Source organism: Novosphingobium aromaticivorans DSM 12444 (assembly GCF_000013325.1).
Taxonomy (GTDB): Bacteria; Pseudomonadota; Alphaproteobacteria; order Sphingomonadales; family Sphingomonadaceae; genus Novosphingobium; species Novosphingobium aromaticivorans.
In genome coordinates, this window is sequence record NC_007794.1 from 2,762,366 (window position 1) to 2,774,889 (window position 12,524).

Here is a 12,524-nt window from a genome sequence, read left to right on the forward strand (position 1 = left end):
GGATCGAGGAACGAAGCCAATGGACAGCACCGTGACCCGCAAGATCGACCTGCTCGACACCGCGCCGCGCTTTACCGAGACGGACGCGATCCGCCTCAACAACCTGTTCCGGGGCACCGACACGCACGACATGCTGCGTTCGGTGATCCGCGACGGGCTGGCGGGCGACCTCGCGGTCGTGTCGAGCTTCGGCGCGGAAAGCGCGGTGCTGCTCCACCTGATCGCCGAAGTCGACCCTTCGGTGCCGGTCCTGTTTCTCGAAACGGGCAAGCATTTCCGCGAGACCGTTGCCTATCGCGACGAGTTGATCGGCTTCCTGGGCATGACCAACCTGCAGATCATCGAACCCGACGCGGCGGTCATCGCCAAGAAGGACGAGAACGGGCTGCGCTGGTCCTGGGACCCGGATGGCTGCTGCGAGATCCGCAAGGTCGAGCCGCTGGCCAGGGCCCTGCTCCACTTCGATGCATCGATCACCGGCCGCAAGGGCTTCCAGTCGAAGACCCGCGCAGGGCTTCCACGGTTCGAGATCGACCGTTCGGACGCGCAAGGACGGTTGAAGATCAACCCGCTCGCGTCATGGGACAAGACCATGCTCGAGGCCTATTTCGCAGAGCATGGCTTGCCGCCGCATCCGCTGGTCGCGCAGGGCTATCCCTCGATCGGCTGCGCGCCCTGCACCAGCAAGGTTGCCCCCGGTGAAGACCCGCGCTCGGGCCGCTGGAAGGGCTGGGACAAGACCGAATGCGGCATCCATTCGCCCACCGACGACGAAGCCGCAGGCAAGAAGCCTGGCGACGAACTGCCCCCAGGATACGAACCGGTCTTCTGAGGCAGCGCCCTGCCGCAGACGCGCGGTGGGGCAAGACGGCTGCAAGAAGGGCATCCGCTCGCGCTTTCCCGCCCATCCTGGCTCTGCTAGGCCCCCTCCCGGGACATCGGGGGGAGTGACGCAAGGGTGATGGACGCGCGCAGGATCGGGCTGCTGGCCGGACCGCTGGGATTTGCCGCTACGCTGTTGCTGGCCCCGCCTGCGGGCATGCCGGACAACGCGTGGGCCGCGGCCGGGCTGGTGTGGTGGATGGCTGCCTGGTGGATGACCGAGGCGATGCCGCTTTCGGCGACCGCGCTGCTGCCGTTCCTCGTTCTTCCGCTGACCGGCGTTGCCGATGCGAACAAGACCGCCGGCTCCTACTATTCGCCGATCATGTTCCTGTTCGTGGGCGGCGCGTTTCTCGCGCTGGCCATCGAGCGCACCGGACTGCACCGGCGACTGGCCGTCTTCATCATGGGACTGGCGGGAACGAAGCCGAGCCAGTTGCTGCTGGCCGTGATGGCCGCCACGGCGACGCTTTCCAGCTTCATCTCGAACACTTCGACGGCTCTCATCATGATGCCGATGGCGCTGGCCATGCTGGCGGCAGGCGGAGTGCGCGAAGGCGAGACGCGCGGCATGGCGGGCGCCCTGCCGATGGGCATTGCATTTGCCGCGAGCATCGGCGGGCTGGCGACGCTGATCGGCACGCCGACCAACGCGATTGCTGCCGGCCTCATCGAGAAGTCGCTCGGCACCGAGATCACCTTCCTGCGCTGGGCGATGTACGGCGTACCCATCGTGCTCATCGCCGTGCCCCTGGCCGCGTGGATCATCGCCCGGGTGCAGAAGCTTGACGAAGACAGCTTCGACCCCCTCGCCGCGCGAGAGGCCATCGGAAGCGCAACGGCATGGACGACGCCGGAAAGACGCCTTGTCCCGGTCGCCCTGCTGGCCTTTCTCGCCTGGGTGGCGCAGCCCTGGCTCGAAGGCCTGTTCCCCAAGGGGGGCCTGACCGACGGGACCATCGCCGCCGCAGCAGGCCTCGTGCTGTTCTTCCTGCCTGACGGCACCGGGCGCCCCATGCTGACCTGGCCCGAGGCGAACCGGGCACCGTGGGACGTCGTGCTGATGTTCGGCGGCGGGCTGGCAATGGCGATGGGCATGACCGAATCCGGCCTGACGAAATGGATGGGCGAAATGCTGCTGCCGCTTGCCGGCGTACCGCTTCCGGTCGTGGCGCTCGTCCTGGTGGCATTCGTCATTCTCGTGACGGAATTTGCCAGCAACATCGCCGCTGCCAGCGGGATCATGCCCGTGGTGGCGGCGCTCGTCGCCGCACTGGGGGCCGATCCGATCATGCTCGCGCTGCCGGCGGCATTCGCGGCGACATGGGGATTCATGCTGCCAGCCGGCACCGGACCCAACGCCCTGGCATGGGCAACGGGGCACTGTTCGATGCGGTCGATGATAAAGGCCGGGTTCGCGCTGGACGTGGCCGGCGTGTTCCTGCTGGTCGGGGTGGTCTGGACGGTTACTTCTCTCTGAACAGGCCCGGCGCACTAATACGTAATTCCCTCTTCACCGAACCGGCCTTTCCGGGTTAGACAATCTTCCAAGGGCCTCCGGCTGAATCGCTGTTTTCATGGGTGTGCAGCACCTCACAGCGATTCGCGCAGAATGGGGCGAAAGAGTGGTCGCACGTTCTTTCGTCCAATTCGCGTGGGGAGATCCGCCGTGCACCGCATCATCAGGACAACGCTAGCCGGGACCGCAGGCGCAACGGCGCTGGCCGCGCTCATGCTGGTCCCGTCAGGAGTCGCGGAAAGTGCCGATCACCTTGATCCGCCCGGACGTACCGACGGCGGCGTCGATCCCAACCCTGACATTCCCGCCGACATCGCCGACGTATTCGCCTGGCATTCCAATGGCACGACGAAGATCGCGATGACGTTTGCCGGCCCTGTCTCGGCCGCGGCGACGACCCCGCTCTATTACGACCGCGACGTGCTCTACAAGATCAACATCTCGACGGCGGCACCCGCGAACACGCCCGAGTTCACGATCTCTTACCGCTTCGGCAGGGGCCAGAACCCCGGCGAATGGGGCGTGCGGATCGAAGGCGTTCCGGGCGTGGACGGCGCCATCGAGGGCCCCGTCGAAACCAACCTCGAGAAGAACGGGGTCAAGGCCCGCGTCGGCCTGTTCGACGAACCGTTCTTCTTCGACCTGATCGGCTTTCGCGAGACCCGGTCGACCGGCCAGCTTCGCATCAGCAACCAGCGCAATTTCTTCGACGGCCAGAACGATACCGCGATCGTGCTGGAAATTCCGGACGCCAACCTTGGGGCGGGCGTGACCAACCTAGGCATCTGGGGACAGACCGCGCGCTTCGGGGGTAACATCTGATGAACACCGCAAGCCCCCGCCGCTTTCGCGCCATCGCCCTTGCCGCGGCACCGCTGGCGCTGGCCCTGACATTGTCCGCCTGCGGAGATGACGGAGCCGGAAGCCAGGTCGTCGTACCCGCGCCCCAGCCGAGCACGACTTCGACGGCCACCCCGACGCCGACCGCGACGGCGGTGACGTACAATTCGATCAACTGCTTCAACCAGACCATCCAGGGCCAGAACGGCGCCAATCTGAAGTCGTTCATCATTCCCGACACGCTGAAGCTGGACCTGACCCGGGCAACGAAGTTCCCGAACGGCCGGCATCCGTCCGACCAGGTGATCGACATCCTTCTGGCGACGCTCCTTCTCGACATGAGCGTAACCGGGCAAGGACCGAACACCTTGGCGACCGTACCGCTCAACCCGCTGAGCAACGACAAGTTCTTCCTTCTGACCTTTCCCTTCCTGCCCACTCCGAACGGGTCCCCGCAGGTGGCCACCGGCACTGGAAGCAACTTCGATTTCCGGACCGATCCGGACTCCGCCTATGTCAGTGTCGACCGCATGGGCAATCCGGCGATCGCGACGGCATTGGTCAGTTCTTCGATGAAGCTCGCCTACAACGACGATACGCCAACCGGCGACGTCACCAACGAGAAGTACCTTACCGAGTACGAGCACGAACTGGACAAGCTCTTCGGGCTGATCGGCGACGATGTCGAAAATCTGGGCCTGAAGATCTGCGCGACGAAATCCAGCGCAACCTGACATGACCGGCGCAAGCGAGCGCGGTGCGCGCTGGCCGTGGCTGCTGCTGGCGGCGGTACTGCTGATCGCGGCAGGCGCGATAGCGCACGACAAGTGGAAGGCGCGGCAGGGACCGCCCGACCCCCTGCCCTCGGAAGTGAAGCCGTGGTTCGGCCCCCGCAACCAGGGGGAGCTGGAACAGGCGGCCACGGTGGCGGTGGACTCGGCAAGGCAGCGGCTCGCGCTCGCCCCCGAAGAATGGCTGCGGCAGGAAATGCTCGCGCGGGCACTGGTCCGGCGGTTTCGCGCGAACGGTAACTATGCCGACCTTGCCGAAGCCGACGCGCTGCTGGACAAGGGCATGGCGGGAGCGCCCTTCCCCGCAGGCCCGAGCCTCAGCCGCGCCGAAGTATCCCTGCTCGCCCACAGGCTCGAGCCTGCGGAAAAGGGGCTGGCGCGGTTCTTCGCGCAGAAGGACGAACCGGACGGCGACGAGGCAGCGGGGGGCTGGAGCATCAGGGGCGACATCGCCTTCCAGCGCGGCGACATCGAGGCGGCGCGGCGCGCCTATGCGCGGGCGGAGGAATACGACAACAATGCGGCGGTAGCCCTGCGGCAGTCCATGCTGGCGCTGCGCACCGGCGATCCGGAACTGGCGCGCAGGCGGGTCAACGCGATCATGCGAGCACCGAAGCTGAACCGCTGGGTGAAGGCGCAGGTGGCCATCCAGCGCGCGACGATAGCCTATGGCACGGGCGACTGGGCGGCGGCGGGACGATGGGTGCGGTTTGCCGATGGCTTCTTTCCCGGCAACCCATTGATGATGGCATTCGTTGCGCAACAGCGGGCGGTCGAAGGCGCCGTTCCGGACTCGGTGATGCGCTATGAGAAGATACTGGCAGCCGCGCCGCTTCCCGAAGTGATGGACGCGCTGGCGTTCACCTTGCGCCTGCAAGGGCGCGGCAGGGAGAGCCGGGCATGGGCCGACAAGGCCGGCGCGATCTGGGCCGAGCGCTACCGCCTGATGCCCGAGGCGGCGGCGGCGCACCTGGTGGAGCATGAACTGGCGCTTGGCGATCCGGCGCGGGCCCTGCCACTCGCGAAGGCCGACGCCGGGCGTCGCCCCCACGGTGCCACCCTTGTCCTGCTGGCACGGGCGCAATTGCTGACGGGGGATGCCCGGGGGGCGCTCGCCTCGCTTTACCGGGCGAAGGCGAGCGGCTGGCGCAGCGCAGGCCTTTACCTTGCGCTGGCCGATGTCCAGACTGCGCTGGGTGCGAACGACGCTGCGCAAGAAGCGCGGGAGGAAGCACTTGATATCAATCCGAAAGCCACGGACCCTGCGGCACGATACATCTGGTTCGGGCACGATTGAGCGAATCGTCTGTGCGGTTACGGCATTCCTGGCGCTATGCTGGGCGACGTCCGCGCCGGCGCACCTGACGCCCAATTCCGAGATCAGGCTCGATTTCGCGCCAGGCGCAGTCAAGGCCGACGTGATAGTGCCGCAGGCCGAGTTCAGCTATGCGACCGGGCTTGCGACCGACAACCGGCCGGAAAGCCTTGCCGCCGCGCGGGCGGCGGTGCTGCGCGACATGGCCGTGCTGGCGCCCGATGGGCGGCGCTGGAACATCGTGGTGGACCGCATCGCGTTCGAACAGATCGCCGGGCCGCCCGACCTGCATATGAACCTCACCCTGACGCCGCCCGAAGGCGCCTCGGACCGCCTGTTGCGCTGGCGCTGGCAGGTGGTGATGCGGCAGGCGCCAAGCCATTTCGCCCTGCTTATGGTCGACGGAGACCTCGCCGGGGGTACGCGGGGGGAGCGGGAGCTGGTCGGAGCATTGACAGCGACGCGGCCGGAACTCGTGGTGGACCGGGGCCATGCGAGCATGGCCGGGTTGTTTGCAAACGCCTTTCGGCTGGGCGCGCACCACATCGCGCAAGGGTACGACCATCTACTGTTCCTGCTGGCACTGCTGCTGGCCGCGCCCCTGCGCGCAGCGGGCGGGCGGTGGGCAGGGGAACGGACTGGCCGGGAGACGTTCCGGGCGCTGGCGCTGATCGTCACGGCATTCACGATCGGGCATTCGACCACCCTCGTCCTTGCCGCGTTTCTCGGCCTGCGCCTGCCCGCGCAGCCGGTCGAGGCGGGCATCGCCTTGTCGGTGCTGGTATCGGCCATCCATGCCGCGCGTCCGGTCTTTCCGGGACGCGAGGCGCTCGTCGCCGGGCTGTTCGGGCTGGTCCATGGCCTCGCCTTCGCGACGCTGGTCGGCAATTTCGGGCTTGGCGCGGCAACGCGCGCCACGGCGATCCTCGGCTTCAACCTGGGGATCGAGGCGGTCCAGCTTGCGGTCGTGGTGGTTGCGACGCCCGTGCTGCTCGTCCTTGCGCGATCGCGGTGGGGAGCAAAGGCCCGCGTGGCGCTGGCAGCGCTGACCGGGGTCGCCGCCCTGTTCTGGCTGGCGGAGCGTCTGGGGCTTTCCTGAACTGGACAAGCAAACGCCCGGCCTTCTAGGACGGATCGATGGAACCGGACGGCGAACTTTCGGCGCTGACGCAGGGCGCCAACTCTGTACTGGGGTCGCCGCTGCGCCTGCTGACGGGCACGCTGATCTACGAACTGGCAGTCTATGTCGTGTCCACCTGCGGTTTCATGTTCGCAGGCTGGCCGCTGGGCGATGCGTCCTACATGGTGCTGCTGACGATCTTCTCGGTCGGCTATGGCGAGATCCGCCCGGTTGACACCCTCTTCCTGCGCTGGTGGACGAGCGGGACGATCGTCCTGGGCTGTACCGGGCTGATCGTGCTGACCGGCGCGCTGGTGCAGGTCTTCACCCTGTTTCAATTCCGACGCCTGCTGGGGCTGGACCGTATGATGACCGAAATCGAGAAGCTGGATGGCCACGTAATCATCTGCGGCTATGGCCGGATCGGCGTGCAGCTCGCCCGGGCGATGACCGAGGCGCGGCGGCCGTTCCTGATCCTGGAACGAGACCACGCCAAGGCCGACGAGGCCAAGACGCAAGGCTTCCTGTGCATGGTCGGCGAGGCCACGCACGAGGAGACGCTGAAAGCGGCGGGGATCGCGCGGGCCAAGGTGCTGGCGACGGTGCTGCCCGACGACGCGGCCAACGTGTTCATCACGCTCTCGGCGCGCAATCTCAACCCCGGCATCGAGATCATCGCGCGCGGCGAAGCGCCGACCACCGAGAACAAGCTGTTCCACGCGGGCGCCGACAAGGTGGTCATGCCCACGCACATCGGCGCCGAACGGATCGTCGAGATGATCCTCTACCCGGCAACCGGCGAAGCGCTGGCGCAGATCGGCGCAGTGAAGCGCAACCTCCACGACTTCGGCCTCGACCTCGAGGTCGTGGAACTCCTGCCCGACGGTGCGCTGACCGGAGAGACGGTGGGAGAGGCCGAGCGGCGCGGCGATGGCGCGTTCTTTGTCGTGCAGATCGACCGAACCAACGGTCAGTCCATCGAACACCCCGGCGAGGATGTGACGCTGGAGGCGGGCGACAAGGTCATGCTGGTGGTGCGCGGCAGCAGATTGTCCGCCGGCGCGGTGTTCAGCGCGACAAGGAAGCCGGTCAAGCGCGGGCGGGCCTTTTCGGGATAGCGCCGCGCCATCCGCCCGTGTCCCGCCTTCGCTCGACACGGACGGATGTGGCAGGCGTCCTCAGCCGTGGGCGCCGAAGTAGTTGGCGATGGCCACCGCGATGCGGATGTTGAGGGCGTGGGCCCGTTCGATCGGGTCGATGAAACGGGCGCGGATGGCGCCGTAATCCTCGCCGCGATGGTCCGGGTAGTCGGTCTCCTCGTCCACCGCGAAATCGGTGATCTCGGGCTCTATCACCGGATAGGCGCGGCGAAGCTGGGCCAGCGCATCGTCGACCCGCAGCGACAGCACCATCTCGAGCACGTCCTCGCGGCTGACGTCGTTGGACCGCGCGAAGGGCGGGACCTGCACCGCGCGGATGAACATGTGCATCAGCAGGGATAGGCGCAGAGACTGGAGCAGGCCGATATTGCGGCGATCCGCATCCTGCGCCGGATCGCGCCCAGCCTTCTGGCCGGGGACGAGCGAGAGCAGGCGGTGAAGCTTCATCCAGTCGACCCGCAGCCGCGAGGTCAGGCGGCGGAACACGCCCGAGCGGTCGTCCTTGGTCAGGTATTCGGCAAGCGCGAGGCAGGCGTTTTCAAGCGCCGTCTCGGTGCCGCGATAGGGCCGGCTGGCCCAATAGGCCGAATTGAACAGCTCTCCATGCGCGGCCACGGTCTTGATCGAGGCAATGCCGTTGGCGGCGCGCAGCAAGCGGACGAGCTGGTTGCCGCGCTCCGACCGGCCGAGCAGTTCAGCGATGGATTCCATCTCCTTGCCCGCCGCCGTCCCCGCGCCCGCGATCACGTTCACGGGATAGCCGATCTGCTGGAGAATGGCGTTGTGAGGGATCGCGCGGATCTGTCGCAGGCTCATCGTGCGGTCGGCGCCAATGTCGGATTGGCGGCGTGAGACGCGGCTGCCGGTAGTCTTGAGCAGGCCGAGCCCGAACGCCGTCAACGCGCGCGAATACGTGGCGCTTTCGAGGTGTTCGCGCTGAACGCGGCGGATCGACCGGTAGAAGTCCAGGCTGAGGTCGGTGCGGTCGTAGAACGGGTCTTTCTCGCCGTTGGCAGGGATCTGGGCCTCTGCCTCGGCGATACGGACGAGCGTTGCGAGCGCCAGTTCGTCGTTGCGGAAGAACAGGTAGCCATCGCCGCCCTGGAAGCTCGCCTCCGCCTCGATGGCGATGCCTGCCCTGGCAAAGCGCCCCCGCGCCCAGCGCGACAGCGGCCAGGTGAGGCGGTCGGCAAAGCCCGAAGGATGGGCGCCGCGCCCCATGGACTCGCCGTGTGTATCGAAGATCAGCGCGGCAACGTCGGTCAGGCCGTTGGCCTTCATCGCTTCGGCAAGCCGGCCCTGGAGGCGTTCGATGGCAAGCGCTGCGGGTAGCTGGCCCATGAAGCGCCCGGCATCGGAAAAGCCGGTCTGGATCGAGACCCGGCCACGGCGGCGCGCATAGGTGCGGTAGGCGTCTTCGGCCAGCAGGGCTTCGAGGAAGCGGCCGCCATGTTCGAGTGCGGTCTCGGTCTCGAACAGGGGCGATACGTCGACCTTGTCCTCGATGCCGAAAAGGCGGGCGAAGTAGAGTGCGGCGAGGACCGTCTGCGGCTGCTCGCATTCGGCGATCAGCATGCGGATCGGCGCGTCGGCATCGATATGCTGGAGCACCTTTGCCATGACCAGGAACTGGCGCATCGCGGTGCTGGTCTCGATGGCGAGCGCGCCGAAGTTGACGCGCAGCGGCTTCACCTCGGCCAGAAGCTCGCGCAGGCGCGAAAGGGCGCCCTTGCTACCGAGATCGAGCGTGCCATCCGGGTCGATCCGGCGGCGCAGCGCATTGTGGAGCTGCGAGGAGTTCACGCGGAAGTGGATCCAGCCGACGCCCAGGCCGTCCGCGCGCATGGCTGCGGCGAGCGTGGCAAGGCCGATGGCCGCATCGCCATCCGCCGTCCTCGCCTCGGCCTCCAGCGACTGAATCAGCGGGGCGAGGCTGAGAAGCTTGGCCGGATCGTCGGCGGTCAGGCGGTTCGCGGCGGCGGCAAGCGCTTCGGGCGTGTCGAGCGGCGAGGAGAACAGCTCGGCCATTTCCGACGAATAGGCCTGCGCGGCGTCGAGCGTGACGAGCAGCGGGTGGCCTTCGTCGATGGCGCGCAGGCTGGCGGCGTAGCTTGCCAGGCGCTGCGCCTTCTCGCGCAGGCGGAAGGCGATGGAGGTGGTCCAGCCGATGTCGGTGCGGCCATCCATGTCATAGCCAACCCAGGTGGCGAAACGGAACGGCAGCGGGCGGAAATCGAGCCAGCGCCCAGGCCAGCGCTGGCGCGCATGGGCAAGCAGCGTGGCGTTGATGCGGTCGCGCGCCGCTGCCGCGCGGGCGATGGCGTTGCAAACCTCGACATGCTCGAATTCGAGCGTGATCTTCGGCCCGCTGGACGGAACCGTGCAGACGGTTGAAGCCTGCGGGTCGTCGGTCAACGCGGCGGTGGCGACAGCGTCGGCCTGCGCGGGGCTGAGCAGGAAGGTGGGATGCGCGGTGAAGACTGCGTGGAGGAGCGGCCTTTCCCAGCGGGCGCGAAACTCCGAAAAGCCCGCTTCCTCGGGATTCAGCGCATCGATCCGCGAAAGGTTTTCCTCTGGCGCGGTGGGCGCGACGAGGCGCTTGAGGCGCACCGCGCGGCTCTGCAGCGCCTCGCACTCCAGTTCGGCGACGAGTCCGTCGAGATCGTCGAGATCCAGGCCCCCGCTCTCGAGCATGCGCGAGAGATCGTGGCTGAGCTGGAATACCGGGTTGAACAGCGGCGTTTCGGCCGTCCGCTCATGGAGTTTCTGCAACCTGGCCTTGAGCTTGGCGACCGTCTTCATGTCCACTGAATTCCCTGTATCCGCTTACTGCCCCAATGCCGAAGCTTCGCGCGCGGCGGCTTCGATTGCTGCTTCATCGGGTTTGCCCTTACCGACAACCCAGCTGCCACCGACGCACAGGACGGGGTCGAAACCCAGCCACTCGGGCGCGGTGGCGGCGGTAATGCCGCCGGTCGGGCAGAAACGGCACTGGTGGAACGGCGCCGCGAGCGCCTTGAGCGCCGGCAGGCCGCCGGACGTCGAGGCAGGGAAGAACTTGAAGTGCGTGAGGCCCAGATCGAGGCCGCGCATGATGTCTCCGGCCGAAGCGATGCCCGGCAGGAACGGAATGCCTGCGGAGACCGCCGCCTTGCCGAGATTGTCGGTAAGGCCCGGCGAGACGATGAATTCCGCGCCCGCGTCGATCGCGGCCTTCAGTTCATCGGGGTTCGTGACCGTGCCCGCGCCGACGATGGCGCCTTCGACGCCCTTCATGGCGTGGATCACGTCGAGCGCGGCAGGAGTGCGAAGCGTGACTTCGAGCACCTTGAGCCCGCCCTTCACGAGCGCACGGGCGATGGGGAGGGCGTGGTCAACGTCCTCGATGACCAGCACCGGGATGACCGGCGCGGTGCGCATGATAGTTTCGATCGGCTTCATGGCGTCTCCCCTGCGCGACCCGACTGGTGCGCACTCCGTTGCGGATGGTGGCTTAACGCGACTCAGCCTTATTGTGCACCTGCTCAGGCAGGGCGCATAGCTATTCTTCGCTCCTTGTCAGACCGCAGAGCTGAACTGGTGAGGCCCGGCGCGATAGGCATCGAATACCGCGGCGATGGAACGGGCATAGGGTTCGCTGCCCGCGAGAAGCGCCAGGACGTTGCCGTCGAGCCTTGCCAGGCCGCGTTCGATGAAGGGCACCAGCCGGTCGCGGTTCATGGCCAGAAGGTCAGCGTCGATCCGGGCGCCGCCCTGGCACAGCAGATCGGTGATGATCGCCCCGCGCCGACGGTCTTCCGCCGTGCGGACGACGCCCTTGCGCCCGGTAAGCTGGCTCGCGCCGACCAGCATGCGATAGCGGCCGGCGTTCTTCTCGTTCTGGACGAAAAGGTCGGGAAACTCGCTGATCGAGGATGCGCCCAGACCGATGAGGACCGGCGCGGGATCATCGGTGAAACCCTGGAAGTTGCGGCGAAGGGCGCCCCTCTCCGCCGCAAGCGCAAGATCGTCGCCAGGCAGGGCGAAGTGATCGAAACCGATGGCGCGGTATCCTGCATCGACCAGCTGCGCATGTCCTTGCGCAGCCATGCGGAAGCGGGCGCGCTGGTCGGGAAGCTGGCTGACGTCGATCCGCTTCTGTCGCGGGATCATGTGCGGCACGTGGGCATAGCCGAACAGCGCAATGCGGTCCGCGCCCATGGCCACGGACTGGTCGAGCGTATCGGCAAGGATCGCGTCGTCCTGGAACGGAAGTCCGTACATCAGGTCGAAGTTGATCGAGTCGACACCCGCCTTGCGCAGGCCGTCGACCGCGCGCTCGATGTGTTCGCGCGGCTGGACCCGACCGATGGCCGCCTGGACGCGCGGGTCGAGCGTCTGGACGCCAAGGCTCGCCTTGATGACGCCGATGCCGCGAATGGCGAGGAACCAGCCGGGTTCCAGGCTGCGCGGATCGAGTTCGATCGACAGCACCGGGCTCGCGAGACGGAAGTTGACGGTCAGCCGGTCGACAAGGCGCACGAAGTCGGTCGGCTTGATCGCGTTGGGGCTGCCACCGCCGAAGGCAATGCGCGAGATCCGCACCGAGGAGTGGAGGTTGCGCGCGACCAGCTCGATCTCATGATGGAGCGCTTCGAGATAGGCGCCCAGCCGCTGGGTCTTGTTCGCCGCCCCGGTGTTGCACCCGCAGTACCAGCAGATTTCCTGGCAGTAGGGGATGTGCAGGTAGAGCGAGACCGGTCCGCGCAAGGACTGCAGCGCCTGACGCTGGCGCTCCTCGAAGCTCTCCTCGACGAACTCTGCCGCGGTCGGATAGCTGGTGTAGCGTGGGACCGGGCGTTCGAGCAGTTCGGGGTAATAGGTCCAGTCGGCAACGGTTTCAGGGCGTATCATCAGA

General features: G+C 67.0%; 10 protein-coding genes. 7 read left to right on the forward strand and 3 right to left on the reverse strand.

From position 1 onward, the window contains the following. Positions 1-19: 19 nt before the first annotated feature. From SARO_RS12905 to SARO_RS12935, 7 genes are all read left to right on the forward strand, one after another. Positions 20-832 carry a phosphoadenylyl-sulfate reductase gene (locus tag SARO_RS12905; RefSeq protein ID WP_011446202.1) on the forward strand — a complete coding sequence of 271 codons (813 nt, stop codon included), beginning with the start codon at positions 20-22 and terminating at the stop codon, positions 830-832. Between the two features lie 129 nt (positions 833-961). After that, a complete protein-coding gene (locus SARO_RS12910) occupies positions 962-2,362 on the forward strand; it encodes an SLC13 family permease (RefSeq protein ID WP_011446203.1) in 1,401 nt (466 codons plus the stop codon). 189 nt (positions 2,363-2,551) lie between these two features. Further along, complete coding sequence (locus SARO_RS12915) at positions 2,552-3,223, forward strand: hypothetical protein (RefSeq protein ID WP_011446204.1); 672 nt, start codon at positions 2,552-2,554, stop codon at positions 3,221-3,223. Then, on the forward strand, positions 3,223-3,975 hold the full coding sequence (locus SARO_RS12920) for a hypothetical protein (RefSeq protein ID WP_011446205.1): 753 nt from the start codon (positions 3,223-3,225) through the stop codon (positions 3,973-3,975). The genes SARO_RS12915 and SARO_RS12920 overlap by 1 nt, the downstream gene beginning before the upstream one ends. A gap of 1 nt (position 3,976) precedes the next feature. After that, positions 3,977-5,329 carry a hypothetical protein gene (locus SARO_RS21350; protein WP_011446206.1) on the forward strand — a complete coding sequence of 451 codons (1,353 nt, stop codon included), beginning with the start codon at positions 3,977-3,979 and terminating at the stop codon, positions 5,327-5,329. Beyond that, positions 5,268-6,446 carry a HupE/UreJ family protein gene (locus SARO_RS12930; protein WP_011446207.1) on the forward strand — a complete coding sequence of 393 codons (1,179 nt, stop codon included), beginning with the start codon at positions 5,268-5,270 and terminating at the stop codon, positions 6,444-6,446. The genes SARO_RS21350 and SARO_RS12930 overlap by 62 nt, the downstream gene beginning before the upstream one ends. Before the next feature lie 38 nt (positions 6,447-6,484). Next, positions 6,485-7,585, forward strand: coding sequence for a potassium channel family protein (locus SARO_RS12935; RefSeq protein ID WP_011446208.1), 1,101 nt, complete (start codon positions 6,485-6,487; stop codon positions 7,583-7,585). Between the two features lie 60 nt (positions 7,586-7,645). Here SARO_RS12935 and SARO_RS12940 read toward each other — a convergent pair whose 3' ends face one another. From SARO_RS12940 to hemN, 3 genes are all read right to left on the reverse strand, one after another. Beyond that, positions 7,646-10,429 (reverse strand): phosphoenolpyruvate carboxylase, encoded by a 2,784-nt coding sequence (locus SARO_RS12940; RefSeq protein ID WP_011446209.1) that lies wholly within the window; start codon positions 10,427-10,429, stop codon positions 7,646-7,648. A 24-nt stretch (positions 10,430-10,453) separates the two neighbouring features. Next, positions 10,454-11,068, reverse strand: coding sequence for a bifunctional 4-hydroxy-2-oxoglutarate aldolase/2-dehydro-3-deoxy-phosphogluconate aldolase (eda, locus tag SARO_RS12945; protein WP_011446210.1), 615 nt, complete (start codon positions 11,066-11,068; stop codon positions 10,454-10,456). A 117-nt stretch (positions 11,069-11,185) separates the two neighbouring features. After that, complete coding sequence (gene hemN / locus SARO_RS12950) at positions 11,186-12,520, reverse strand: oxygen-independent coproporphyrinogen III oxidase (protein ID WP_176929330.1); 1,335 nt, start codon at positions 12,518-12,520, stop codon at positions 11,186-11,188. Between the last annotated feature and the right edge of the window lie 4 nt (positions 12,521-12,524).